Here is a 25086-nt window from a genome sequence, read left to right as displayed (position 1 = left end):
CTCAAGCTGCCCTCGCAATCTCGCGCTCATGCGCGAAGTTGGCGCCGTTCCGCGCACGGGCTGCCTCCAGTTCGCAGCGGTGCTCGTCCGCATGCTCCTTGCGCGTCAGCGCCTGGAGATTGGCCGGCGCATCGTTCAAACTGTCACGGTCGCGGTGGTGAATAACCAGACCGCGCGCCACCGGGCCGTGCTCAACCTCCCACACCAGCACCGCACGCTTGCGCCACACGTTCGGCTCGGCCGTTTTTACCCAGGCGCGATCGAGCCCGGTATGCGTTTCGCGGCGCACGCGCACGGCGCCGACGGGTAGCCGGTTGTGCGCATCCATGCCAGGCTTGAACTCTGTCGCCGGCGAGAGCCGCTGGCCAGGCTGAATTTCTGTCGCTGGCGCCGGATGCTGGCCAGGTTTGAACTGCGTGGCCGGCGAATAGCTCTTGCCGGACATGAAGCGGCCGGCTTCGGTTCGAGTGTTCGCCATCACAATTCACCTCCCGCGCCAGCCTGCGACGCCGCAATAGCGAGCGCCACAGGCTGCACCCATATCGGCATGGCGCTGAGCATGAACGTCTCGCCGGCGGCTGCCAGCAGCAGCGTGGTGCCCATCACCTCGCCTATTGCCTGTGCGGCGAGTTTCGGCACGGCATTGCCGATGCGCTCGCGATGCGCGCTATCGTTGGTGCCGTCGAGCAGCGGGAACGCGCTGGCGCCAGTCCGGCGCTTGTGGTCGTCAATTTCACGCTGGATTTTCGGATCGGTCGACCAATGCTCGTCCGGATCGATCAGCGATTGCAGCGCCCCAAGTTCCAGCGTCGTGAATGGCCGGTGCCAGGTGCCGTCGAGCGCGCGGATCAGCGTGACCGTTTTCTGGTTCAGGGCGGGCAGCTGCGGCGCTTCGTCAATGCGCGGGTCTGCGATGCTCCATCGGCCATTGTCGTAGCCGGCCGAAGCGCTGACGGCGCCGCTCTGGCCATCCCACGGCAGCACGCCGTAGTGGCCACCGGTCAGGAATGCATCGCCCTTTTGGCGATTGATCGCGCGCGGATCGGCGACGCAGAATGCGCCTTGGCCGGTCGTACTGCCGGCGATCACGGTGCCGGCCGCCTCATCGAACGGCGTGACCAGGTACTTGCCCGCGCCTTCGAAGCCGGTGCTCGATCGTGGATCGGCCACGGCGTATGCGCCCTGGTCATCGCCGCCGATCACGGTACCGGTGCGTTTGTCCCAGCGGGTGACTGCGTACTTGCTGAATATCGGGCCGCTTGGTGGGCGCGGGTCAGCGACAGAGAAGCCACCTTGTATCGGCGAGCGCTGGCCCGTGATCGTGCCGGTAGGCTTATCCCATTGCCGCACACCGAGCTGGCCATAATCACCCTCGTTGACATATCGCGGGTCGGCCACGCATTGGCCAGTGCTGTGAGCACTCGACACCACCTTTGCAGGGTCGGTCCATGGGTTGATGCGGCATTCGTTGCTGTGCTTGTCCGGGCCGAAGTGGCGAGGATCAGCAACAGAAAAGGATCCGGTCGCCGGGCGGCTGTTGCCAGTTACCGTTCCTGTGGGCACGTCCCAGTCGCGCACGCCCAGCACGCCGTTGTGCATGTCCGGCACGATCAGGTAATCGCTCAGATGGCCATTCTCGACGGCCAGCTTGTTCAGGCTGCGCCAGTCGCTGCCGGCCTCCACGAAAGCCAGGCGCACCCACGTTTTCCACTGCAGGCGCGGAATGCGGTGCATCGGGCCGCCAGCGGCATCGCCAGGGAACGGCATGCGGCCCAGCACGTCGCCGACGGCGCGCAGGCGCTTCCGCTCTGGCTCATAGAGGAATGGCGGCACTTTTTCCATGTGGCGCGCCACGAGCAGGAATCGCTTTCGGCTCTGCGCCAGGCCACCCAACTCACCGCAATCATGCGTTGTTTCGGCCACGGCATAGCCGAACTGCTGGAGTAGCTGGTTGATCTGGTCGAGCAGGTGCCGGCCGCGCGTCGCCAAGCGCGGCACGTTCTCGAACACAATCAGGTCGACCGGGTTGTCAGCCCAGGCCTCGCACATCAGCCAGATGCAGCGCAACGTCAATTCGTTCAACGCCTGATATTTTGCCGTCTTGCTCAGCGTCTCGCTCAGCAAGCCGCTGGCGCCCTTGCATGGGGAGCTGATGAAAACGATGTTCGGCGACTCATGGCCGGCCGCGCGGCGGATATCGACGGCGGTGGCCTCGCGCCAACCTGATGGCGGCTCCTTACCGTGAAAGGCCGTGTACTGGGCGCGCGTGAACAGGTCCATGACGGTACCAGGGCGGCCAGGACCGGCGCGATCAAAATCACGGATCGCGGCAGGATCATTGTCGATGCCGCCGATGCAGCGCAACGTCGCGGCCATATTGCCCACATGTGGCTGCGCAGCATTGAAGCCTTGCTTCCCACCGCCCAGGCCGCAGCAGAAATGGAAGTGGCGGAACTCTTTGGTGATGGTAATGAGGTCGCGCTTCATGGGCGGACCTCCGCAGCTGGCGCGCCGAATATGGCTGCAACGAGCGGATCACGGCCGTGCTGGCCGCGTGGCCAGTTGCTGCTGCGGTTTCGGTACAGGTCGAATTCGGCCTGATCGTCCAGGTCAGGCATGCCGTACAGGGCGCGGACGTGTGCAGCAGCTGGCTCGATCAGCACGAGCTTGCCGGAATCAACCAGGGCGAGCAGGCGCTTGCGCACGGTTTCCCGGTGCAGGGTCAGATCGTCGGCGATGTCAATGATGGTGGCGGCGCCGCAGCGCTTTACCATGGCCAGGATATCGGCTGCGCGGTCGGCGTTGGCGGAATTACGGGTAGTGGACGTCATGGTTGCGTCCAAACAGATGCAGTCTGCGCTTGCGCTCGATGGTGCTCAAGCTGGGCCTGAGTGCTGATGACTATATTGATGGTGTACAATTGGCACATAAATTCTTTCCTGGATTTATTACGTTTTAAGAAAGCTCACTTGCAGGTGAGCTTTTTTTATGGAATTTGGGTCTGGAATGGATGTATTCGTTTCTTTTCATCCCTATATGCTTTAGCCGCATCTTCTTTGTCAGAAAAATGGCCCAGGTCTATACACTTACCTTTGAGATAAACCTTTGCCCTCCACTTACTGCTCGATGCATCCCAGTTGACGCCTTGATGGCCCGATGAGTTTTTCTTAAAATGCACTCTGTTCTGGTTGTTTTCGGCAATCGATGCCTCGCGTAAATTGGCGATCCGGTTGTCGCTGCGATCACCATTGATATGATCCAAACAATCTGATGGCTCCCGGCCATGGACGTAGACCCACGCCAGCCGGTGGGCCAGATAGCCGACCCTGTTGATGTAAATACGCACGTAGCCATTTTTCAGAGCGCCCGCGACTTTGCCGACAACTACTTTTCGACAGGTCTTTTCCGCATATCTGAATACGCCCGTCAGTTCGCAGTAGCTGAAAAGTTGGCGAAGCTCGGCCTGGCTAGGGAGTACATTTTTCATCAAGACATTCGCCTCGATTTCTGGCCTTGCAGTTCCTGCAGCATTGCTTCGTAGTGCTGGCGCGTCCGGACGTGACCGGGGTCGACCGGTAGTTCACGCTCGACGTGCCCTTGCTGCTGGGCGCCCTGCTCGGCCTGCGCCGGCGCGCCACTTTCCGGCTGCATCGTCGACCAGGTCAAGCCGCCACCTCGGCGCGCGCGATGCGCTTGAGCTCGCGGATCGACACGTCGAACACCTCGTGCATGCGGATCAGCAGCGAGGCGCCGATCGGCAGACGGCCGTGGCGAATTTTGGAAATCACGGGCGGCGCCACTTCCAGCGCGCGGGCCAGCGCCGCGTCGTTCTTCGGGCCTTTGGCCAGCAGCATGTCGAGCAATTCGTTATTGCCGTGGGCGTCGTCCAGCGAGCGGTACGGCTTGATTGCATTTGTTTGCGTCATGTCATATTCCTAATTGATGGTGATTAAAGAGGCCGAATCCGGCCGTGCGATGCTGTAGCTGTCGAGTACGGGTTAGTTATGGCGGCTCGCGCCGCGGCACCTCATATTTCTTCGCCACCCTGTCGGTGGCATCGCGCCATTTCTGGCGCGCTTCCTTGTGCGCGGACTTCGCCGCACTCTCGCCCTCCCCGTCCTTCGCGCCCTGCAGGTCTTTCTCAGCCTGGCGGTAAATCATCGAACGCTGGAAAACCAGCTCCTTTTCCTCGGCCGTGACCTCGGCTGGTTTATTCAATAGCTGCCTCCATGCCGTTAAACCCGCATCCGCACAACGCGCGGGACGATGCCGAAACACGGGCGCGGTGCCGGGAAAAACTGGGCCCTGTTATTTACTGATTTGGGCCTAGCTCCGCTTGAAAACGGCGGCGTATCATTCCGTTTCGGCCTGACGTCCAGATGATTGCGGATGATCACGATCGTGCATTCGTTCAGCACATCGCTAACTGACTTGCGCATCGCAGTGCATGCGGCTTGCAAGGCATCTTTGTTCTCGTCGGTGATGTAGCCCTTGACGAGCGCAGTACGTTTTTGCTTCTGTTTCATGGTTTTCTCCTGGTGGTCGGTGTTACAGGGTTTGGGTACAACGAAAATGGGCGGGAAATTCCTTCGTGCTACATTGCAATCTCCACAACAACAATTCGAGGAAATCCCCGTGGTAGATCAAAATTACGTTGCAAAACTGGAGGCTCGCATCGAAGCGTTAAGCGTTTTGCTTTGCACTGTTGTGAAGCACAACGGCCTGGGAACTGATCAAGCTTTCCTATCCGCGCTGGAAAGCAATACGGAGCGTGTCGTCGACCTATCTCTGCTCACGCAGTACCCGGAGGGGTATCTCGAAGAACTCCGCGCCTTCTCATCTCATCTTCAAGAATGGATTTCGAGAGGGGACCGTCAGTAGGTGCTGGTGAGCCGCCGCAGCCGTTTTTTGCGGATACCTGCGGGCTGGCCCGGTAAATGCGAGCCGAACCGAATGGCATTCCCTCAACCTTGACCAGGACGCCAAACAGCTTGGCGACCAGATGGACTGGCAGGACACGCCACTTCGCGTGGATTTCGGTTTTGTTCATTCCGGCTCCTTCAGTTGTTTGAGGCATTCATCGAGCGGCACGCCAGGCGGCAGCTGATGCGGTTCGAGCAGCGGGATACGCACGAAGTCGTCTGCCGGGCGAGGCGGGGAAGTTGGGATCAGGCGGATCATGGCTTCGCGCCCACGTCGATGCCGACAGCGGCCCGCGGCGGCACGGTGTCGAAGATGGCGTTGGTAGTGGGCAGCTGGCGGCCGGCGTGGCCTGGATCGACAGCAACCAGCTCCGGCCAGATCTTGTGCCAGTCATCAGGCCGAAGCTCTTGACGGGTTCCTCCTCGCGCTGTACGACGAAGAGAACGATGGTCCTGTGGCATGGTTCGCGCGCCGCGCGCCGACGGCGCAATGAGCGGCCGTAGCCCGGCACCAGCGCCGGAAACCCCGGCCGAGGCGGCATACAAGCTGGACCGGGCCGTGCTGCGCGCGATCCACACCTGCCAGCCCGTGCTGTTCAACGGCAAGCAGCACCACTTGCGCGCCATGGGTGCCCAGGTGCTGGGCGGTGGCGTGTCTTCCGTGATTTACCTGATGGGCGACGCGACACCGCGCCAGCCCGGCGATATAACCTTTGTGGAGCAAGCAGAATGATCGACCTCTTAGACCTTGCACGGCCAGCGAGGCGCACCAGCTGGTCGACTACGTTTTCGGCCGCCCGGTCGGCGAGCGCGCGCAGGAAGTCGGCGGCGTCATGGTCACGCTGGCCGCCCTGTGCCTGGCCCAAGGCCTAGACATGCACGCCGCCGGAGAGACGGAGCTGTCCAGGATTTGGACGAAGGTCGAGGCGATCCGCGCCAAGCAAGCGGCAAAGCCGAAACACTCGCCACTCCCGGGAGACGTGGCGGCCAGGAGCGCGCCATGAACATGAGCGAGCACGACATGGTGGCCAAGCTGGTCGAGACCATCGAGCGCAATGCGCGCGCGGCGGCAGCCAAGGCAGAGGCCGAGCGTCATCCTCTGGCCTGGGTAAAGCTCGAGCGCTACGTCGAAATATCAGGCGATTCCGTCGATTCCGTGCAGGCCCGCCGCAAGGCCGGCAAGTGGCTCGATGGCAATCAATGCAAAATTGTGGATGGCCGGCTGTGGATCAACCTGCCGGCAGTAGAAGAATGGGTAGCAAAATGGGAACAAGCAAGTCCAGCCCGCCAGGCGTCGAACTCCGGTCGGGCGTCCAAAGCGAATCGATCCGCATAAAATTTATGTACCGGGGCACCGAATGCAGGGAAACGCTCAAGCTCGCGCACAGCAAGGCAAATATCAAATATGCGGAGCGGCTGCGCGGCGAGATCCTGAACGCCATTGCGCTGGGAAATTTCAACTATGCCAAGTACTTCCCTGATTCGACGCAGTTGAAGAAGTTCGGCTTGCAACCTCGGGGCAAGGATGTAACCGTTGGCGATCTGCTTGAAAAGCAATTCGCCATCTACGAGCGTATCCTCGCGCCCAGCACGTTGAAAAGCTACAAGCGCGTGCTCAACAAAATTCTGATGGGGCAATGGGGCGATACCCTGCTCACCGACCTTACGCCGGCCGCGCTGCGCACGTGGATTGTCGATCTGTCCCTGAAGGCAACCTCGGTTCGGCAAATTCTCATCCCCTTGCGCGGCGCGCTCGAGCTTGCAATAAACGACGACCTGATCGAAAGCAATCCGCTGGACCGCGTCAAATTGCAAAAAACGCTAGACCGCGACGCGTATAAGGCTGAATACGAAGTGGACCCGTTCTCAGCGCAGGAGATTGCCGCAATCCTCGGGGCCGCCCAGGGCCAGGCCAGGAACGTCTTTCAATTTGCCTTCTACACGGGCATGCGCCCGAGCGAATACATCGCGTTGCGCTGGGAGTCGATCGACTGGGCAGGATTCAAAGCGAAGGTTGAACGTTCGCGCGTGATGGGTGAGTCTCGCGAGGAGCTGAAGACACGCGCCGGCCGTCGCCTGGTCGACCTGCGGCGCGGTGCCGTCGAGGCACTGGTTGCGCAGAAACAACATAGTTTCCTTGCTGGCGGCCTGGTGTTCCTTGATCCGGCCACCGGCCAGGGCTGGGACAACACGCAGCGCCTGAGCCTCTTCTGGGCGGCAATGATCAAGAAGGCCCAGGTCCGCTACCGGAATCCGTATCAAACAAGGCACACCTTCGCATCGACGCTGCTCTCGACGGGAACCAACGCGATGTATGTGGCGAAGCAAATGGGCCATACCGATACGACCATGATCACCCGAACATATGGCCGCTGGGTTGAGCAGGAAGGTGGTGTGTTGCCTGATCAATACTGCAAAATGACAGATGGGCTAAAGGCAGGAGTTGCTTAGATTTTCGCCCACGTTTCGCCCAAGTTTATTGCGAAATGGCTGAAACCCGCATGGATGCTTGCTTGCGACGGACAAAAGCAACTTATACAGAAAAACCGGCCCTCCGTCCTTGCAGCATAGAAAAGATATTTGGAAATAGCAAAAAAATGTCCCGCCAGGTCAGGCCGCCAGCCGCATCCTTGTCCGCCTATTGCTCCCAACCCTGACCCGTCACGCCTTGGCTGGCTTGCCGCTGGCACGTCGCCGGCGCGCCTCTTTCGGGTCAGCCTGCAGCGGCCGGTACACCTCGATGCGGTCATACTCGCGCAAAACGGTATCGAGGGGCTTCTTCTTGCCATAGATGCCGACCACATTCACGGCCAGGTCGATGCCGGGGATTTCCTGCAGCAAGCCGCTCTGCTCCACCGCCTGCCCGATGGTCGTGCCCGCAGGCACCGTCAGGGCGCGCAGGAAGCTGCTGTCCGGCAAGGCGTGGCAAACCTGCACCTGGATGCAGGGTGTATTGGCCTCAGCCATACACAGTCTCCGCACGCTTGCAGAAGGAATCGACCATGCTGTTGGCGATCATGCCGAAGACGGGGCCGATGATCTGCTCCAGGACGCGGCTGGAAAACTCGTAGTGCAGGTCCAGTTCGATCTTGCAGGCGTCCTCGCGCAGGGCCTTGAAAGTCCACACGCCATCGAGGGTCTTGAAAGGACCGTCCACCAGCTTCATCTTGATGGAGCTCGGCGGCACGTTCTCGTTGGACGTGGTGAAGCTTTGGCGCACGCCGTGGTACTGTATGCCCACGCTGGCGACGACCGTGTTCTCGCCGCGCTCGCGTATCTCGACCGCACCGCACCACGGCAGAAATTTGGGATAATCTTCCACCGCCGCCACCAGCGCGAACATTTGTTCGGCGCTATAGCCGAGAAAAACTGATTTATGTACTACTGCCATTGAAGAACCATTTGCTATGATGTTGGATACATTTGATTTTATCGCGCTTGCGCGAGACAGTAGTTTAACCGACCCGCGCACATTTACCATCTCATGACCATAGCAGACAACAGAAAAGCCTTCCACGACTACTTTATCGAGGATCGCTACGAAGCGGGCATCGTGCTGGAAGGCTGGGAAGTCAAAGCCATCCGCGACGCCCGCGTACAAATCAAGGAAGCCTACGTTGTCGTCCGCGGCGACGAGCTGTTCCTGTTCGGCGCGCACATCAGCGCCCTGCCGACCGCCTCCACCCATATCCACCCGGAAGCCGTGCGCACGCGCAAGCTGCTGCTGCACCGGGCGGAAATGGATAAACTGATCGGCAAGGTCGAGCGCTCGGGCTACACGCTGGTGCCATTGAACCTGCATTACAAAGGCGGCCGCGTGAAATGCGAAATCGGCCTGGCCAAGGGCAAGAAACAGCACGACAAGCGGGCCGCCGAACGCGACCGCGACGGCGCGCGCGAAGTCCAGGCGGCAATGAAGTCTCACCGCCGTTAATCACGGACGGCAGGCACGCATGCGTGCGCCAGCAATACAAAAACCCGGCCATATGCCGGGTTTTATTTTTGGCTATGGCCAATCACGCGCAGGCAAATAAGGCGCGGCGCATGCGCTCAAACAGAATGCAAAATATATAAGGCGAAAGCAGACAGTGGCATTATCAAAAAAGCCAAATAGATATACTGGGAAGAATTGCGGCTGGCCAGGCAGGCCAAAGACGTTCAGATAAACAAAGTTCCGGATGCTTGTATGCTGCTCACTACCACACCTGCCACTGCACAGGACAAGCATCCGAATGAATGGTCGATTAAACCTTCAGCAGATCACGCGACTTGCCCGAATCAGTCCATTCCTTGACCCATTTCGGTTGACGGCCACGGCCAGTCCATTGCTGCGTCGGATCATCAGGATTGCGATAGCGTACGGCCACGGTACCGGTTTTAGCGCGGATGCCCGTACCCACCAGGTCTTTAACGGAAACACCAACGCTTTGGGCGATTGCCAGGATTTGCTCGCGCGCCTTGGACAGATCGTCCTGTTCGCGTTTTTTCATTTGCTTCTTGATGTCATCCTGCAAGGTACGCAGTTCGGACAGGGATAAGCTGGACAGATCCATGATATTTCCTTTGTGTGAGTTGAAAAATATAACTGAACAGTTAAATTCTATCCAATTGTAACGCGGCTGAGGTGATTTTTCTTGAATTTTGATTGTTTTTTACAATTCTTTTACCCAAAAACCTACTTTTGCTGGCCTTGAAACGATGCCGCGCAGGTGATGCGGCACGCGGTCAGGTCGCCCATGCCACCGCTGGTTCTGTTCACAATTCAATTGCGGTGCCAGGTGCAGTATTTATTCTGCAGCACTTCTCGTTTCATTGCAATTTATAGTAATAATAAATTGCAATTCAAAAAATACATGGGAGCAATGCTATCGTAGCCGTTTATCAATCACAAACAAACCTCAATAACCACTGCATTCTTTCGCAGCCGCAACCGGCACACTCAGCGAGCTCAACTTTATAGAAAAACAGGCGTTTCATCCAAGCTTAATATCCAAAGCACGCACAGCATAACATAAACATAAAATAGTCTCCGCACAGCATTGCGGCAGGATAGGCCCGCATGACACCACAACATAAACATGCACCGCCCAATGCAAACTGCCCGCTATAAAGCGGGCAGGCATTCGGATCCAGTTACTACACAGTTACTATGGTTTAACTAGTCCAGCCCATACTCAGGGAAGCGCCACGCCGCCCTTCGGCTTCTGGGTTTTCACTACCTGCATCGCTGTCGCGATCAAGCCGCTCATGTCGCCCAGATTGGCCGGTACGATAATCGAGTTATTGGTTTTCGCCAATTGCGCGAACGCGCCCACATACTGTTCTGCAACTTTCAAGTTGACCGCATCTTCGCCACCCGGCTCGCGAATGGCGGCGCCCACCTGGCGCAGCGCTTCGGCACTGGCTTGCGCCAAGGCCACGATGGCGGTGGCTTGCCCTTCAGCACGGTTGATGGAAGCCTGCTTCTCGCCTTCCGAGCGTGCAATCGCCGCTTCGCGCTCGCCGCTGGCAATATTGATCTGCTCCTGCTTGCGCCCTTCCGAGGCAGCGATCAAGGCACGCTTTTCCCGTTCCGCCGTAATTTGCGCCTGCATCGCATGCAGAATTTCCTTAGGCGGCGTCAAATCCTTGATTTCATAACGCAATACCTTCACGCCCCAATTCGCCGCTGATTCATCGATGGCATTCACGATAGCCGTATTGATATGGTCGCGCTCTTCAAATGTCTTGTCGAGTTCCATCTTGCCGATCACCGAGCGCAAGGTGGTTTGCGCCAATTGCGTGATGGCGGCAATATAGTTCGAGGAACCATACGAAGCGCGCATCGCGTCCGTGATCTGGAAATACAGGATACCGTCCACCTGCAATTGCGTATTGTCACGCGTAATGCAGACTTGCGGCGGCACATCGAGCGGGATTTCCTTGAGCACGTGCTTATAAGCAATGCGGTCAACAAAAGGCACGACAATATTCAAGCCGGGACCCAGTACCGCGTGGAATTTGCCCAGGCGCTCGACGACCCAGGCGTGCTGTTGCGGCACGACATTGACCGTCTTGAAGACAAAAACCAATGCCAGCAATAACAAGATAAGCGACACGCTTCCGATGCTTACTTCCATAATCTACTCTCCAGGTTATCCAACAATCAAACGACTACCGCGCACGGCGCGTATGGTGTAATGGCCAGCTTGCGTATCGCCGCCAGGTGCCAATTCCACATCCCACAAGGCGCCACGATACATGACCCGTGCCATGCCATCGACCCAGTGCGACACTGCCACGTTCTGGCCGATATCCAGATTCACATTCGGATCCTGCGCCGCGTCGCGCCGTGCCGCCTTGCCAAAACGGCTGCGCCGCAATAACAGGGTAGCCGCCACGCCGACTATCGCCGCCGTCAAGGCCTGCCAGCTGCCATTTCCACCGGCCAGCGCCACCAGTCCACCGGCACTGATACCGATGGCTATCATCAGCAAATAAAACGTGCCCGTAAACAGTTCCAGGATTAATACCGCGCCAGCTGCCACGAACCAGCCTACCCATTCAGCCATGATGCCTCCATCTTTTGAATCTGAAAATAAAAAACCCCGCAGCCTATATAAGCGACGGGGTTTGATGCGCAACACTGCCTGATATTATTCCTGCCATACACCTATATACAAGCAGTCTAACGCAATTCCTGATGGCGTCAATAGCCTGGGGCGAATTAGCCCTTCCAGGCCAGGCGTTTATTCTTCCAGCAAGCTGCGCAGCATCCACGCGGTTTTTTCGTGCAAGTCCAGACGCTGCGTGATCAGGTCGGCCGTTGGCTGGTCATTGGCCTTTTCCAGCAGCGGGAACAAACGGCGCGCCGTGCGCGCGGTCGCTTCCTGTGCCGCCACCAGGTGGCTGACCATATCCAGCGCCGGCGGCACGCCGTCGATTTCCTTGATCGAAGCGAGCTTGACGAATTCCTTGTAGGTGCCCGGCGCCGGGTAGCCGAGCGCGCGGATGCGCTCGGCGATCAGGTCCAGCGCGCCCCACTGCTCCGTGTATTGCGTCATGAACATCAGGTGCAGGGTGTTGAACATTGGCCCCTTGACGTTCCAGTGAAAATTATGGGTCATCAGGTACAAGGTGTAGCTGTCGGCCAGCAGGCCGGACAGGCCTTCCGCGATCTTCGCGCGGTCCGCTTCGGAAATGCCGATGTCGATCTTTGCAGCTTTGGTCGGTTTCTTGCTTGCCATGTGAACTCCCGTTTCAATGTATTGGTGAAATCATTTTAGCTGATCTGGCGCAAACCCATCGCATGCAGGCGTGCGCGCCACGCTTATCCTCGCCCGGCTCAAGACAGGCATAAAAAAACCCGCTGCCAGGTTCGCTGGCAGCGGGTTTTACAAGGCATGGAAACGGCTTACGCTTTCAGCGCGGCCAGTTTCTGCCAGGTGTCGATGACCGAATCAGGATTCAGCGACATCGATTCGATGCCCTGCTCCATCAGCCAGACGGCGAAGTCAGGGTGGTCCGAAGGACCCTGGCCGCAAATGCCGATGTACTTGCCGCGTGCCAGGCAGGCCTTGATGGCCAGGGCCAGCAGGGCTTTCACGGCAGGATCGCGCTCGTCGAAGTCGGCGGCCAGCAATTCCATGCCCGAATCGCGGTCCAGTCCCAGGGTCAGCTGGGTCAGGTCGTTCGAGCCGATCGAGAAGCCGTCGAAATGGTCGAGGAACTGGTCGGCCAGGATGGCGTTCGACGGCACTTCGCACATCATGATGACGCGCAGGTCGTTCTCGCCGCGTTTCAGGCCATTCTTTGCCAGCAGGTCGATGACTTTCTCGGCCTGGCCCAGGGTGCGCACGAATGGCACCATGATTTCCACGTTTGTCAGGCCCATGTCATTGCGCACGCGCTTCATCGCTTCGCATTCCATGTTGAACGCTTCGGAGAAGTCGGCCGACAGGTAGCGCGCCGCGCCGCGGAAGCCCAGCATCGGGTTTTCCTCGTCCGGCTCGTAACGCGAACCGCCAATCAGCTTCTTGTACTCGTTCGACTTGAAGTCCGACAGGCGCACGATGACTTTCTTCGGCCAGAACGCGGCGGCGATGGTGGCAATGCCTTCGGCCAGCTTGTCGATGTAGAACGCTTTCGGCGAGGCGTGGCCACGCGCCACCGATTCCACGGCCTTTTTCAGGTCGGCATCGATGTTCGGGTATTCCAGGATCGCGCGCGGATGCACACCAATATTGTTATTGATGATGAATTCCAGACGCGCCAGGCCCACGCCGGCGTTCGGCACCGACTGGAAATCGAAGGCCAGCTGCGGGTTGCCCACATTGAGCATGATCTTGGTGTCGAGCTTGGGCAATTCGCCGCGCGACACTTCCGATACTTCCGTTTCCAGCAAGCCATCGTAGATCTTGCCTTCGTCGCCTTCGGAGCACACGACGGTGACGAAGGTGCCATCTTTCAGCACGTCGGTCGCGTCGCCGCAGCCGACGACGGCCGGCACGCCCAGCTCACGCGCGATGATCGCCGCGTGGCAAGTACGGCCGCCACGGTTGGTGACGATGGCCGAAGCACGCTTCATGACCGGTTCCCAGTTCGGGTCCGTCATGTCGGCAACCAGCACGTCGCCCGGCTGCACGCGTTCCATGTCGGCCGGATCGTGAATCACGCGCACGGGACCGGCGCCGATCTTCTGGCCGATGGCGCGGCCGGACGTCAGCACGGTGCCCGTGCTTTTCAGCTTGAAGCGCTCTTGCACGTCGGTCGCCTTTTGCTGCGACTTGACGGTTTCAGGACGCGCCTGCAGGATGTACAGCTTGCCGTCGCGGCCATCCTTGCCCCACTCGATGTCCATCGGACGGCCGTAGTGGTTTTCAATGATGACGGCGTATTTCGCCAGTTCCACCACTTCGCTGTCGTTCAGCGAGTAGCGGTTGCGCATTTCGACGGGCACGTCGACGGTTTTTACGGAGCGGCCAGCTTTCGCTTCATTGGTGAATTCCATCTTCAGCAGCTTCGAGCCGATATTGCGGCGGATCACGGGCGACTTGCCCTTTTCCAGCATCGGCTTGTGCACATAGAATTCGTCGGGATTGACGGCGCCCTGCACCACGGTTTCGCCCAGGCCATAGCTGGAGGTGACGAAGACCACATCCTTGAAGCCCGATTCCGTATCGATGGTAAACATCACGCCGGCAGCGCCCAGGTCGGAGCGCACCATGCGCTGCACGCCGGCCGACAAGGCCACTTCAGCGTGCGTAAAGCCTTTATGTACGCGATACGAGATGGCGCGGTCGTTGTACAGCGATGCGAACACCTGTTTCATGGCGTCGAGCACGTTGTCGATGCCGACCACGTTGAGGAAGGTTTCTTGCTGACCAGCAAAAGAGGCGTCCGGCAAGTCTTCCGCCGTGGCCGAGGAGCGCACGGCAAACGACATTTCGGTATCGGAATCGGCCACCAGCTTGGCGTAGAACTGGTCGATTTCAGCTGCCAGGCGCGGCTGGAACGGCGTTTCCACGATCCATTGCCGGATCTCGGCACCGGCTTGCGCCAGCGAGCGCACGTCGTCGATGTCCAGCCCTTCAAGGCGCTGGGCGATGCGTTCGGCCAGCGGCAAGCCGCCATTGGCGCTATACGACAGGAAGTCGCGGAAAGCCTGCGCCGTGGTGGCGAAGCCACCGGGCACGCGCACGCCGGCTTCCGCCAGCTGGCTGATCATTTCGCCCAGGGAGGCGTTCTTGCCGCCGACGGATTCGACATCCGTCATGCGCAAATGCTCGAACGAGGCAACATACACCGCGTCCTTGTCTTCCTGCTGTTGCGATACTGCGTTGGTCATAATGACACCCTTACTGATGATAGAAATCTTTACGCGCGGCGCACAGACTGTCTTCTTGTTATTCTTGGCGTCGTGCAGCACAATCATACCGTTACAGCCATTTTACCTTGTGCAGCGCAAATTGACGACGCACAATCTCGATCCGAAGACCCATGACACAAGAACCACGCCCTCCCCTGCCCCCTGCGGCCCGCACTGTTTTCTTCGTTTCTGACGGTACCGGCATCACCGCCGAAACCTTCGGCCATTCCGTGCTGACACAATTCGAGCTGCGCTTCCGCCAGATCCGCCTGCCCTTCATCGACACCATGGACAAGGCCCATGACGCGGCGCGCAAAATCAACGAAGCCTTCGCCACCGACGGCCAGAAGCCCATCATCTTCTCGACCCTGGTGAAAAGCGACCTGTCGGCCGTGATCCGCAAGTCCAGCGGCATGCACATGGACCTGATCCAGACCTTCGTCGCCCCGCTGGAGCAGGAGCTGGGCGTGATGTCGACGCATACCATCGGCCGCTCGCACAACATCGTCGACAGCGAGGAATACAAGAACCGCATCGAGGCGATCAACTATTCGCTGGCGCACGATGATGGCCAGTCGCACAAGAATCTGTCGTCGGCCGATGTCATTCTGGTGGGCGTGTCGCGCTCTGGCAAGACCCCGACCAGCCTGTACCTGGCCATGCAGTACGGCATCAAGGCGGCCAATTATCCGCTGATACCCGATGATTTCGAGCGCGACAAGCTGCCATCGGCCTTGCTGGAATTTAAGAATAAAATTTTCGGATTGAGCATTACGCCCGAACGTTTGTCGGAAATACGCAACGAAAGACGCGCTGGCAGCAAGTATGCGGCCATCGAAAATTGCCGTTACGAAGTCAACGAGGCGGAAAAAATGATGAAACGCGAGGGAATACGCTGGCTGTCGTCGACCACAAAGTCGATTGAAGAGATCTCCACGACGATCCTCCAGGAGATCAAACCGAACCGCCGCGAATACTGAGAAAAGCACCTGACCAGACCTGCTGCGCGTCGGTTTTGTCAGGTGGTCGCCTCGCTGGACAGCACCGTCAGCGCGGCCACCAGCTGATCGAGTTCAGCGGTGGTGGTCGTGACGGCGACCGTGGCGCGCACGACATCGGCATCGCCGATATTGCGCTGCACGGTAAAGATGCCAAAGCGCTGCAGCAAGGCTTGCTGCAGATCGCGCGCGTTCATGCCGTCCACGGCAAAGGCCACCAGCGCCGTGCCGCGCCTGGCATCGGGCGGCGACAACATGCGCACGCCGGGCAGTTGCGCGGCGCGGCTGACCCAGTAAGTGCGCAGCCATGCCAGGCGTTCGTTCTTGGCCGGCGTGCCGCCCAGGCGCGCATGAAAATCCAACGCGGCGGGCGCGGCCAGGATGGCGCCGATCGGGGGCATGCCCATGTGCAGGCGGCTGCGGATATCGTCCAGCGGATAATCGTCGTCGCCATAGTGCGGCTCGATCTTGTGCAGCTGCGATGTGCGGATATACACGACACCGAGTCCCGCCGGCGCTCCCAGCCATTTGTGCAGATTGAAACCGGCGAAATCGACGCCCATGGCCTGCACGTCCACGTCGACCTGTCCCAGCGCATGGGCGCTATCGAGCAGCACGTCGATGCCGTGCTCGCGCGCCAGCGCCATGATGTCGTTGAGCGGCAGTTGCTGGCCGTTGGCCGGCGTCACCTGCGACAGCAGCAGCAATTTTGGATTGACGGCCTGGCGCATGGCTTGCGCGTAACGGGCGATGATCTCGTCATCGCTGATGGGCAGGCTCAATTGAACTTGCGTGCTGGTGACGCCACGGCGCTGCGCCAGCCAGCGCATGGCCGTGCGCATGGCCGGATAATCGAGATTACTCCATAGCACCGTATCGCCGGGCGCCAGGCCGTGGTATTGCGTGATCAGCACCTGCATGGACTCGGTGCCGCTGCGGGTCAGCAGGATCTCGTGCGGCTGCGCGCCGATCAGCGCGGCGACGCGCTGGCGCAGGATATCCACGTGCGTGCGCGTGAACTCGCCGCGCACGAAAGGACTCAGTTGCTCGTTGGTGTAGCGCACGGCCTGTTCGAAGGCAGCTTGCACAGGCGCGGCCATGGCGCCGAAATAGCCATGTTCGAGATTGACGATGGCGTCCGGCGGCGCGGGATAAAACGCGGCCACCTGGCGCCACCAGGCCTCATCACGTACGGCACCATCGGCAAGCAGAAGAAAAGACATGGCTCCCCCGTTCAGGACTGGCCCTGGCGCAGCTGCTCGAAGAAGCAGACGGCGGCGCAGGCGGCCACGTTCAGCGATTCGATCTGGCCCAGGTGGGGAATGACCACCTGGTGCGTGGCCATAGCCAGCAGGTCGTCGGCCACGCCCTGCCCTTCATGGCCGAACAGCCAGGCCACGGGCTGGCGCAGGTCGACATCGTACAGGCGCTGCGTGGCGTAGCCGCTGGTGGCGAGGGTCGCCACCTTGGCGCCCGCAACGAGCGCGGCCAGGTCGACGTTTTCAAAGATATCGAGCACGAAGTGCGCGCCCATCGCCGCGCGCAGCACTTTCGGCGACCAGCAGAATGCCGTGCCGGCGCTGCAATACACCTGCGTGATGCCGGCGGCGGCCGCGCTGCGCAAAATAGAGCCGACGTTGCCCGGATCCTGCAGGTTATCGAGCAGCACGGCCGAGACGCTGACGGGCGCCGTGACGGCCCGTTCCGGTGTCCCGATGAGGAACATCACGCCGACGCCGTGTTCGACCTGGCTCACGGAGTGGTACAGCGCATCGGGCAAACCCAGCACGTGCGCGCGCTGGCTTTCGAGCTGGCCGACGATGTCCGCCACTTCCGGATTCTGCAAGGCGCTTTCGCTGACGATGCACTGCTCCGGCATGCCGCGCAGCTGCAAGTAGGACTGGCACAGGTGCACGCCATCGAGCAAGGTGCGGCCGGACTTGCGGCGCGCCTGCGAACTGCCCGCCAGTTTCAGCAGGTCCTTGTACTGCGCGTTGTCGCGCGAGGTGATCGTCTTCATGCCGCCACCTCCTGTCCGCCAAACAGGGCGATCACGTTACGTACGGGCGCGAACGAGCGGCGATGCACGGGCGAGGCGCCGTGCAGGTGCAGGCGTTCCAGGTGCAGCTTGGTGCCGTAGCCCTTGTGCTGGTCGAAGCAGTATTCAGGATACGCCGCGTGCAGGTGCACGAGGGCGGCGTCGCGTGCCGTCTTGGCCAGGATCGAGGCGGCGGAAATGGAGTCGACCTTGTCGTCGCCACCGATGATCGCCATGCCGCGTACCGGCATCACGGGGCAGCGGTTGCCATCGATCAGGGCCAGGGTCGGTACGGTCGCCAGCGCCTCGACGGCGCGGCGCATGGCCAGCATCGACGCCTGCAGGATATTCAGGCTGTCGATCTCCTCTTCCGACGCTTCGGCGATGGCCCAGGCCAGGGCCTTGGCCTTGATCTGCGGCGCCAGCAAGTCGCGTTTGGCTTCGGTGAGTTTCTTCGAGTCGCGCAAGCCGTCGATTGGCTGGTTCGGGTCGAGGATCACGGCAGCGGCGAAGACGGGGCCGGCCAGCGGACCGCGCCCTGCCTCGTCGACGCCACAGACGATTTCATCGAGCGAGAATGGCAAGTCGTCAAACAGGCCTGGATAGATATTTTTCACGTTAAATCTTTGGTTGGTACTGCGGTTGAAGCGGTGAGCGGAACTACTTGCGGTTGGCGGCGATAACTTGCATCACCGCGTTGGCGCTCTCGCGCGCGCTGTCGCGCAGCAGGCTGTGGTGCATGTCCGTGAAGCGCTGCACCAGGCGCAAGCGCCCTGGCACGTCGCTCAGCTGCTGCCACATGGCTTCGGCCAGCGCTTCGGGGCTGGCCGCGTTTTGCAGCAGCTCGGGCACCAGATAGTCGCGCGCCAGGATGTTGGGCAAGCCAATCCACGGCTGGTAGCCCATGTGGCGCATGATTTCCCACGAGGCGCGCATCATCTTGTAGGCAATGACCATCGGCTTCTTGTATAGCGCCACTTCCAGCGAAGCCGTGCCGGATGCCACCAGCACCGCATCGGCGGCGCAGATGGCCGTATGCGAGCCGCCATCGGTAAGCAGGATCTCGACGTCCTGCAAGCCAGCTTGCGCGATCAGCTGCAGGAAGTACTGGCGCTGTTTTTCGCCGGCCATGGGCGCGACGAATTTCAGCGAACGGTCGCGCGCCAGCAGCAGCTTGCAGGCGCTGACAAAGGCCACCGTATTGTATTTGAGCTCACCCATGCGGCTGCCCGGCATCAGGGTCACGACGTTGGCATCTTCCGGCAAGCCCAAGGTACGGCGCGCGGCCGCCTCGTCAGGCTGCACGGGAATCATCTCGGCCAGCGGATGGCCGACATACGTGACGGGCACGCCAGCCTTGCGGTAGATCTCTTCCTCGAAAGGGAAGATTACCAGCATGTGCGAGACAGCCTTGATGATTTTCTTGATGCGTCCACCGCGCCAGGCCCAGATCTGCGGCCCGATGTAATGCACGGTGGGGATGCCGCCTTCCTTCAGCTGCTGTTCCAGCCCCAGGTTGAAGCCGGGATAGTCGGCGCCGATGAAGACGGCGGGACGCTCGGCCAGCAGCTGGTCGCGCAGCGCGTTCTGGATACCCTTGATTTCGCGGTAGCGGGGAATGATCTCGAACAGGCCGCGCACCGTCAGCTTGTCCAGCGGCCAGTCGGAAACAAAACCCTGCCTGGCCATGTGCTCGCCGCCGATGCCATGGAAACGCGCACCGGGCAGCTGCGGCACCAGGCCGGACAGCAGCCGGCTGGCCAGCAGGTCGCCCGACACCTCGCCGGCGACGATGGCGACCGACAGGCCGCCTGCCTGGTCAGCGGACGATGCCACGCGACGCCACGCCCAGGAATTCGCGCATGGCGCGAATGTGCTCGGCCACCTCGGGCGAGGAAGCCTGCTCTTCTTCGAACAGCGCCGCCTTGGCCTCATCGAGGGTCAGGCCCGAGCGGTAGATCAGTTTATAGGCGGTGCGGATGCCGTTGATCTGCTCGCGCGTGAAACCGCGGCGTTTCAGGCCCTCGATATTCACGCCATGCGCCTGCGCCGGATTGCCGCTCAGCAGCACGAACGGCGGCACGTCCTGCGTCAGGCTGGTGCTCATGCCGACGAAGGCATGCGCGCCGATCTTGCAGAACTGGTGCACGTTGGCGAAACCGCTCATGATGACCCAGTCGCCGATCTCCACGTGGCCCGCCAGCTGCGCGTTGTTCGAAAAGATGGTGTTGTTGCCCACCAGGCAGTCGTGCGCGAGGTGGACATACGCCGAAATCCAGTTGTCATTGCCCAGGCGCGTCACGCCGCCGCCCTGCACCGTGCCGGTGTTGAAGGTGCAAAATTCGCGGATGGTGTTGCGGTCGCCGATGTCCAGGCGCGTCGCCTCGCCTGCCCATTTTTTATCCTGCGGCTGCGCGCCGATGGAAGAAAACTGGAACAGGTGATTGTCCGTGCCGATCGTCGTGTGACCGTCGATCACCACGTGCGGGCCGACTTTGGTGCCGGCGCCGATGCGCACGTGCGGGCCAATGATGGAATACGGACCGACTTCGACCGAGCTGTCCAGCTCGGCCTTCGGGTCGATCACTGCCGTGGAGTGGATGGCCGCCATATTACTGTCCCGCAGGCTGGCTCGCAGACTGGCTGGCATCCTGCGCGCTGCGGATGGTGCACATCAGCTCCGCTTCCAGCGCCACTTTGCCGTCGACCGAGCCGACCGCCTTGTACTTCCAGATGCCGCGCGAGACGCGCAGAATTTCCACGTCCATCTTCAGCTGGTCGCCCGGTTCGACGGGACGCTTGAAGCGCGCATTGTCGATGCCGACGAAGTACACCACCGAGTTCTCGTCCGGTTTCACGCCCATCGACAGGAACGACAGCAAGGCCGCCGTCTGCGCCAGCGCTTCGATCATCAGCACGCCAGGCATGACTGGCTTGTGCGGGAAGTGGCCCTGGAAGAATTCTTCGTTGACCGTCACGTTCTTGATGGCGGTGATGGTTTTGTTCGCTTCCCAGTCCAGCACGCGGTCCACCAGCAGCAGCGGGTAGCGGTGCGGCAGCAGCGATTTGATGGCCAGGATGTCGAGGGTCTTTTTTTCAGTAGTCATTTTTCGTCTTGCGTGGTCAGTGTTTTAATTGTTTTTTCAAGCGCGCGGATTTTCTCGCGCATGCTTGACAGGTTGCGCACGATGGCGGCGCTCTTTTCCCAGTCGGCGTTCTTGGCCAGCGGGTAGAAACCCGTGTACTGGCCCGCTTCAAGAATCGAACGCGAGACCATGCTGCCCGAGCCGACGTGGACGCGGTCGGCGATCGTCAGGTGGCCCAGCACCATGGCGGCGCCGCCAAAGGTGCAGTATTTGCCGATGACGGCACTGCCCGCCACGCCGACGCAGCCGGCCATGGCCGTGTGCGCGCCGATATGGCAGTTGTGGCCAATCTGGATCTGGTTGTCCAGCTTGACGCCGTCTTCGATGATGGTGTCGGCCAGTGCGCCACGGTCGATGGTGGTGTTGGCGCCGATATCGACATCGTCGCCGATCACCACCCTGCCCGTTTGCGGGATCTTGATATACACGCCGCCTTCGTTGGCGAAGCCGAATCCGTCGGTGCCGATGACGGCGCCCGAATGGATGATGCCGCGCTGGCCGATCACGCAGCGCGCGTGGAAGGTCACGTTGGCGAAGAACTGCGTGCCGGCGCCGATCACGGCGTCGCGCCCCACCACACAGCCTGAGCCGATCACGCAGCCGGCGCCAATCACGGCACCGGCCTCGATGACGGCATTGGCGCCGACGGAGGCGCTGGCGTCGACCTGCGCGCTGGCGTCGACCACGGCGCTGGCATGGATGCCCGGCGGGGCCTTGATTTCATGCAGGGCGGCGAAATACTGCGCCGCGCGCGCGAAATACACATAGGGATTCGGCGTGACGATGCGCGCGCCCGCGTACTCAACGCCGATCAGCGCGTCGTCGGCCGGCGTGAGGATCAGGGCGGCAGCGCCACTCTGGGCCGCCTGTGCGCGAAATTTACTGTTGCTGAGAAAGCTGATGTGCGAAGCGCCGGCGTCGGCCAGCGGTGCGATCCCTGTGACTTCCAGGTTGGGATCGCCCGCCAACTGCCCGCCGAAGCGTTCGACCAAGTCTCCTAGTCGAGTGCCCATCTTTTACCTTTTTATAAGAACGCCTGACTATGCGTACCGCGCGGCGCGATGTGCGGTCTGCGATGCTCGCTGCCTCGGGCGGCCCCGTGCATTCGCACGGCTCCGCTTTTCAAGCACCACTCACATCCGCTCGCTACGGCACTGTCAGGCTTAAAACCGTTTCGATTACTTGTCCAGCGCCTTCAAGACCTTGTCGGTAATGTCGATGCGCGGGCTGGCCCACAGGGCTTCCTGCAGCACGATGTCATATCCTTCGATATGCGCCATCTGCTGGATGATGGTGTTGGCCTTTTCCGCGATGGCGCTGCGCTCTTCGTTCGTGCGCTGGCTCAGGTCTTCGCGGAATTCGCGCTGGCGGCGCTGCAATTCCTTGTCCAGTTCGAAAAATTCGCGCTGGCGCTTGGCACGGTCGGCCTCGCTCAGGGTCGGCATGTCCTTTTCCAGCGCCTCGTTGGCCACCTTGAAACGGGCGGCCAATTCCTGCACGGCCTTTTCCCGCGAACGGAATTCCTCGGCCAGCTTGGCGCTGGCCTGTTTCGCCAGCTTCGATTCGTTATAAATACGTTCGCTGCTGATCCAGGCGATCTTCGACTCCTGAGCCTGTGCCTGCACCGGCAACAGCGAACTCCAGCACAATGCAAGCGCGGCAAGGGTCTTGGGCAGGGTAGCGGATGCGGTGTTCATGATACTCCATGGTCAAAAAGTGTAAGCTGGCGCCCTGCTGCAGAGGGCCCGGTCAGAAACCGGTACCCATCTGGAACTGGAAGCGCTCCAGGCGGTCTGTCGGTTTGGCGTTCAACGGCTTGGCATAGCTCAGCTTGAGCGGGCCCACCGGCGAAATCCAGCTGATCCCCAGACCTGCAGAATAGCGCAATTGCGAGATCCGCATTTTTTCGCCTTCCTGGTAGACCTGGCCGCCGTCGAGGAAACCGAACCAGCGCAGGCTGCGGTCATTGCCCGAACCGGGGAATGGCATTTGCAGTTCCGCGTTACCGATCAGGCGCGACGCGCCGCCGAGGGCGTCGTTGGTGCTTGGTTCAACCGCGCCCAGCGAAGAGCTCAGGTAGCCGCGCACCGAACCGATGCCGCCGCCGTAGAAGTTCTTGAAGACCGGATACACGTGGTTGCCGATACCGTGGCCGTAATCGATCTCGCCTTTCAGCGCCAGGGTGACCTTGCTGAACAACGGACGGAAATACTGGTGCTCATAGATGGCACGGAAGTATTTCTGGTCGCCGACCAGGTCAGCCTCGAGGTTGACGCGCTGGTAGCGGCCAATCGATGGTGTCAGCGCGCTGTCGCGGCTGTCGCGCTGCCATGCCGCCGTCAGCGGGATGGAATTGGTGGTGGCCGAACCGATACCGTCGGACGGGCCGCCGTTGTCGATCACGTATTGCTTGAAGCGCACCGGGCTGGTGGCATCCGTTTCGATGCGCGAGCGCTCGGCGCCGATACCGAAGAAGACGGTATCCATTTCCGAGAATGGCACGCCGAAACTGACGCGGCCACCGGTCTGCTTGATCTTGTAGCTGCCGATGTTCAGCGCCGGCGGTTCCGTCGTCCGCAGGTAGACTTCAAAGCTGCGCGAGATGCCGTCGTCCGTGAAATACGGATTGGTTTGCGAAAACGCGATGGTGCGGCTGTAATGGCTGGTATTGAGTTCGATACCCACCGTGTTGCCGCTACCGGCAAAGTTGGCTTGCGAAATCGAAGCCGACAGGGTGAATTTCTCTGACTGCGAGAACGCGCCGCCGATCAGGAAGTTACCGGTCGGCTTTTCCACCACCGTCACGTTCACGTCAACCTGGTCGTTCGTGCCCTGCGCTTCCGGCGTGTCGATGGTCACGTCCTTGAAGTAGCCGAGGCGGTCGACACGGTCGCGCGACAGCTTGATCTTGTTGCTGTCGTACCAGGACGACTCGAACTGGCGGAATTCGCGGCGGATGACTTCATCGCGCGTGGTGGTGTTGCCGGCGATATTCATGTGGCGCACGTAGACGCGCTTGCCCGGATCGATGAAGAAGGTAAAGCCCACTTCATGCTTTTCGCGATTGATCTCGGGATTGGCGTTGACGTTGGCAAACGCATAGCCGAACGTCGCCAGGCGGTCCTGGATACGCTTGTTGGTCGCCGTCAGGCGCGCGCCCGAATAGATCTCGCCTTCGCGCATCAGGTTCAGCGCCTTCAGTTCTTCTTCGCGGCCAAACATCTCGCCTTCGAACTTGGTGCCGGCGATCTTGTACTTCTCGCCTTCCGTGATGTTGATCGTCAGGTAGATGTCTTTTTTATCGGGCGTGATCGACACTTGCGTCGAATCGACCTGCATCTCGATATAGCCGCGGTCAAGGTAGAACGACTTCAGCGACTCGATGTCGCCCGTCAGCTTGGTCTTCGAATACTGGTCGGCCTTGGTGTACCAGCTGAACCAGCCGCCCGTGTTCAGGGCCAGCTGCTCGCGCAGTTCCTTGTCCTTGAACGCCTTGTTGCCGACGATGTTGATCTGCTTGATGCGCGCCACGTCGCCTTCGTCGACGGCGAACACCACGTTGACGCGGTTGCGCTCGATCGGCGTGACGGTGGTGGTGATCTTCACGCCGTACAGGCCATGCGACAGGTACTGGCGCTTGAGTTCCTGTTCCGCGCGGTCGACCGAAGCCTTGTCGAAGATCTTGGCTTCACCCACGCCAATTTCCTTCAATGCCTTGACCAGCACGTCCTTTTCAAATTCCTTGGTGCCGGTGAATTCCACCGCGGCGATGGCCGGGCGTTCCTCGACCAGCACGACCAGCACGTCGCCATCGACTTCCAGGCGCACATCCTTGAAGAAACCCGTCGCATACAGGGCCTTGATGGCGGCGATACTCTTTTCGTCGGAGAACGTCTCGCCTACCCGCACCGGCAGGTAGCTGAACACGGTACCCGCTTCGGTACGCTGGATCCCTTCGACCCGGATGTCCTTGACAGTGAACGGCTGGACGGCCAGCGCGTGGCCGGCACAGAAAGCCATGACGGCAGCACCGATCAGGCTACGGCGAAAGGAAGGCAAGGCAAAACGAGCAGAATGTAATTTCATTGGGGTTATTCAATGGTAAATCAGTGGACAACATACACAAAAGATTGCT

Annotated in this window: 30 protein-coding genes and 1 pseudogene; 5 read left to right on the top strand and 26 right to left on the bottom strand. The window is 60.4% G+C overall.

Annotated elements, in window-relative coordinates; translation table 11 throughout:
* Nucleotide 1: 1 nt before the first annotated feature.
* The 10 genes and pseudogenes from ACQ4WR_RS26855 to ACQ4WR_RS26810 form a co-directional block, all read right to left on the bottom strand.
* A complete protein-coding gene (locus ACQ4WR_RS26855) occupies nucleotides 2-478 on the bottom strand; it encodes an HNH endonuclease signature motif containing protein (protein ID WP_436491046.1) in 477 nt (158 codons plus the stop codon).
* Nucleotides 478-2487: a DNA cytosine methyltransferase gene (locus ACQ4WR_RS26850; protein WP_436491045.1), complete on the bottom strand. Its 2010-nt coding sequence runs from the start codon at nucleotides 2485-2487 to the stop codon at nucleotides 478-480. Before ACQ4WR_RS26850 ends, ACQ4WR_RS26855 begins: the two co-directional genes overlap by 1 nt.
* On the bottom strand, nucleotides 2484-2831 hold the full coding sequence (locus ACQ4WR_RS26845) for a helix-turn-helix domain-containing protein (RefSeq protein WP_436491043.1): 348 nt from the start codon (nucleotides 2829-2831) through the stop codon (nucleotides 2484-2486). The genes ACQ4WR_RS26850 and ACQ4WR_RS26845 overlap by 4 nt, the downstream gene beginning before the upstream one ends.
* A gap of 155 nt (nucleotides 2832-2986) precedes the next feature.
* Entirely contained in the window at nucleotides 2987-3487 is a 501-nt protein-coding gene (locus tag ACQ4WR_RS26840; RefSeq protein ID WP_436491041.1) for an HNH endonuclease signature motif containing protein, read from the bottom strand.
* Entirely contained in the window at nucleotides 3487-3666 is a 180-nt protein-coding gene (locus ACQ4WR_RS26835) for a hypothetical protein (RefSeq protein ID WP_436491040.1), read from the bottom strand. The genes ACQ4WR_RS26840 and ACQ4WR_RS26835 overlap by 1 nt, the downstream gene beginning before the upstream one ends.
* Before the next feature lie 20 nt (nucleotides 3667-3686).
* A pseudogene (locus ACQ4WR_RS26830) lies at nucleotides 3687-3926 on the bottom strand (helix-turn-helix domain-containing protein); the annotation flags it as partial.
* A 76-nt stretch (nucleotides 3927-4002) separates the two neighbouring features.
* Complete coding sequence (locus ACQ4WR_RS26825) at nucleotides 4003-4218, bottom strand: hypothetical protein (RefSeq protein ID WP_436491038.1); 216 nt, start codon at nucleotides 4216-4218, stop codon at nucleotides 4003-4005.
* Nucleotides 4219-4235: 17 nt separating this feature from the next.
* On the bottom strand, nucleotides 4236-4526 hold the full coding sequence (locus ACQ4WR_RS26820) for a hypothetical protein (protein ID WP_436491036.1): 291 nt from the start codon (nucleotides 4524-4526) through the stop codon (nucleotides 4236-4238).
* A gap of 266 nt (nucleotides 4527-4792) precedes the next feature.
* Nucleotides 4793-5050 (bottom strand): hypothetical protein, encoded by a 258-nt coding sequence (locus ACQ4WR_RS26815; RefSeq protein WP_436491034.1) that lies wholly within the window; start codon nucleotides 5048-5050, stop codon nucleotides 4793-4795.
* Nucleotides 5047-5181, bottom strand: a complete 135-nt coding sequence (locus ACQ4WR_RS26810; protein WP_436491033.1) for a hypothetical protein — start codon at nucleotides 5179-5181, stop codon at nucleotides 5047-5049. Before ACQ4WR_RS26810 ends, ACQ4WR_RS26815 begins: the two co-directional genes overlap by 4 nt.
* Before the next feature lie 231 nt (nucleotides 5182-5412).
* Between ACQ4WR_RS26810 and ACQ4WR_RS26805 the strand changes: the two genes are divergently transcribed.
* The 3 genes from ACQ4WR_RS26805 to ACQ4WR_RS26795 all read left to right on the top strand — a co-directional run bounded on the left by ACQ4WR_RS26805 (nucleotide 5413) and on the right by ACQ4WR_RS26795 (nucleotide 7373).
* Nucleotides 5413-5655 carry a hypothetical protein gene (locus ACQ4WR_RS26805; protein WP_436491031.1) on the top strand — a complete coding sequence of 81 codons (243 nt, stop codon included), beginning with the start codon at nucleotides 5413-5415 and terminating at the stop codon, nucleotides 5653-5655.
* Between the two features lie 267 nt (nucleotides 5656-5922).
* Nucleotides 5923-6258: an excisionase family protein gene (xisR, locus tag ACQ4WR_RS26800; protein WP_436491029.1), complete on the top strand. Its 336-nt coding sequence runs from the start codon at nucleotides 5923-5925 to the stop codon at nucleotides 6256-6258.
* 5 nt (nucleotides 6259-6263) lie between these two features.
* On the top strand, nucleotides 6264-7373 hold the full coding sequence (locus ACQ4WR_RS26795) for an Arm DNA-binding domain-containing protein (RefSeq protein ID WP_436491027.1): 1110 nt from the start codon (nucleotides 6264-6266) through the stop codon (nucleotides 7371-7373).
* A gap of 210 nt (nucleotides 7374-7583) precedes the next feature.
* On the opposite strand, the gene ACQ4WR_RS26790 is transcribed toward ACQ4WR_RS26795, so the two are convergent.
* Nucleotides 7584-7889: an RnfH family protein gene (locus ACQ4WR_RS26790; RefSeq protein ID WP_436491026.1), complete on the bottom strand. Its 306-nt coding sequence runs from the start codon at nucleotides 7887-7889 to the stop codon at nucleotides 7584-7586.
* Entirely contained in the window at nucleotides 7882-8313 is a 432-nt protein-coding gene (locus tag ACQ4WR_RS26785) for a type II toxin-antitoxin system RatA family toxin (protein WP_102293838.1), read from the bottom strand. The genes ACQ4WR_RS26790 and ACQ4WR_RS26785 overlap by 8 nt, the downstream gene beginning before the upstream one ends.
* A gap of 93 nt (nucleotides 8314-8406) precedes the next feature.
* Here ACQ4WR_RS26785 and smpB point away from each other — a divergent pair, with 93 nt between their 5' ends.
* Entirely contained in the window at nucleotides 8407-8856 is a 450-nt protein-coding gene (smpB, locus tag ACQ4WR_RS26780; protein WP_034784131.1) for an SsrA-binding protein SmpB, read from the top strand.
* 310 nt (nucleotides 8857-9166) lie between these two features.
* On the opposite strand, the gene ACQ4WR_RS26775 is transcribed toward smpB, so the two are convergent.
* The 5 genes from ACQ4WR_RS26775 to ppsA all read right to left on the bottom strand — a co-directional run bounded on the left by ACQ4WR_RS26775 (nucleotide 9167) and on the right by ppsA (nucleotide 14748).
* Nucleotides 9167-9475, bottom strand: coding sequence for an H-NS histone family protein (locus ACQ4WR_RS26775; RefSeq protein ID WP_076569808.1), 309 nt, complete (start codon nucleotides 9473-9475; stop codon nucleotides 9167-9169).
* A 621-nt stretch (nucleotides 9476-10096) separates the two neighbouring features.
* Nucleotides 10097-11041 (bottom strand): SPFH domain-containing protein, encoded by a 945-nt coding sequence (locus ACQ4WR_RS26770; protein WP_102293839.1) that lies wholly within the window; start codon nucleotides 11039-11041, stop codon nucleotides 10097-10099.
* A 15-nt stretch (nucleotides 11042-11056) separates the two neighbouring features.
* Nucleotides 11057-11473, bottom strand: coding sequence for an NfeD family protein (locus ACQ4WR_RS26765; RefSeq protein WP_436491022.1), 417 nt, complete (start codon nucleotides 11471-11473; stop codon nucleotides 11057-11059).
* Between the two features lie 177 nt (nucleotides 11474-11650).
* A complete protein-coding gene (locus ACQ4WR_RS26760) occupies nucleotides 11651-12148 on the bottom strand; it encodes a Dps family protein (protein WP_071324012.1) in 498 nt (165 codons plus the stop codon).
* Between the two features lie 167 nt (nucleotides 12149-12315).
* The gene (gene ppsA, locus ACQ4WR_RS26755; protein ID WP_046685533.1) at nucleotides 12316-14748 is read right to left on the bottom strand and encodes a phosphoenolpyruvate synthase; all 2433 of its coding nucleotides are present in this window, start codon (nucleotides 14746-14748) and stop codon (nucleotides 12316-12318) included.
* Between the two features lie 152 nt (nucleotides 14749-14900).
* Here ppsA and ppsR point away from each other — a divergent pair, with 152 nt between their 5' ends.
* On the top strand, nucleotides 14901-15749 hold the full coding sequence (gene ppsR / locus ACQ4WR_RS26750) for a posphoenolpyruvate synthetase regulatory kinase/phosphorylase PpsR (protein WP_436491020.1): 849 nt from the start codon (nucleotides 14901-14903) through the stop codon (nucleotides 15747-15749).
* A gap of 38 nt (nucleotides 15750-15787) precedes the next feature.
* On the opposite strand, the gene ACQ4WR_RS26745 is transcribed toward ppsR, so the two are convergent.
* The 9 genes from ACQ4WR_RS26745 to bamA all read right to left on the bottom strand — a co-directional run bounded on the left by ACQ4WR_RS26745 (nucleotide 15788) and on the right by bamA (nucleotide 25037).
* Entirely contained in the window at nucleotides 15788-16990 is a 1203-nt protein-coding gene (locus ACQ4WR_RS26745; RefSeq protein ID WP_436491019.1) for an aminotransferase class V-fold PLP-dependent enzyme, read from the bottom strand.
* Between the two features lie 11 nt (nucleotides 16991-17001).
* Nucleotides 17002-17787 carry a TrmH family RNA methyltransferase gene (locus ACQ4WR_RS26740; protein WP_436491017.1) on the bottom strand — a complete coding sequence of 262 codons (786 nt, stop codon included), beginning with the start codon at nucleotides 17785-17787 and terminating at the stop codon, nucleotides 17002-17004.
* Nucleotides 17784-18422, bottom strand: coding sequence for a ribonuclease HII (gene rnhB, locus ACQ4WR_RS26735; RefSeq protein ID WP_102293843.1), 639 nt, complete (start codon nucleotides 18420-18422; stop codon nucleotides 17784-17786). Before rnhB ends, ACQ4WR_RS26740 begins: the two co-directional genes overlap by 4 nt.
* Before the next feature lie 43 nt (nucleotides 18423-18465).
* On the bottom strand, nucleotides 18466-19641 hold the full coding sequence (lpxB, locus tag ACQ4WR_RS26730; protein ID WP_102293844.1) for a lipid-A-disaccharide synthase: 1176 nt from the start codon (nucleotides 19639-19641) through the stop codon (nucleotides 18466-18468).
* Nucleotides 19625-20416 (bottom strand): acyl-ACP--UDP-N-acetylglucosamine O-acyltransferase, encoded by a 792-nt coding sequence (gene lpxA, locus ACQ4WR_RS26725; RefSeq protein WP_102293845.1) that lies wholly within the window; start codon nucleotides 20414-20416, stop codon nucleotides 19625-19627. The genes lpxB and lpxA overlap by 17 nt, the downstream gene beginning before the upstream one ends.
* A gap of 1 nt (nucleotide 20417) precedes the next feature.
* Entirely contained in the window at nucleotides 20418-20912 is a 495-nt protein-coding gene (gene fabZ, locus ACQ4WR_RS26720) for a 3-hydroxyacyl-ACP dehydratase FabZ (RefSeq protein ID WP_071077748.1), read from the bottom strand.
* Nucleotides 20909-21964 (bottom strand): UDP-3-O-(3-hydroxymyristoyl)glucosamine N-acyltransferase, encoded by a 1056-nt coding sequence (gene lpxD, locus ACQ4WR_RS26715; protein WP_102293846.1) that lies wholly within the window; start codon nucleotides 21962-21964, stop codon nucleotides 20909-20911. The genes fabZ and lpxD overlap by 4 nt, the downstream gene beginning before the upstream one ends.
* 165 nt (nucleotides 21965-22129) lie before the next feature.
* Nucleotides 22130-22648, bottom strand: a complete 519-nt coding sequence (locus tag ACQ4WR_RS26710; protein WP_102293847.1) for an OmpH/Skp family outer membrane protein — start codon at nucleotides 22646-22648, stop codon at nucleotides 22130-22132.
* Between the two features lie 52 nt (nucleotides 22649-22700).
* Nucleotides 22701-25037, bottom strand: coding sequence for an outer membrane protein assembly factor BamA (gene bamA, locus ACQ4WR_RS26705; RefSeq protein WP_102293848.1), 2337 nt, complete (start codon nucleotides 25035-25037; stop codon nucleotides 22701-22703).
* Nucleotides 25038-25086 lie beyond the last annotated feature (49 nt).

Origin of the sequence: Janthinobacterium amylolyticum (genome assembly GCF_051380655.1) — a bacterium.
Lineage (GTDB): Bacteria > Pseudomonadota > Gammaproteobacteria > Burkholderiales > Burkholderiaceae_D > Janthinobacterium.
This window is presented reverse-complemented; position numbering and strand designations above follow the sequence as displayed.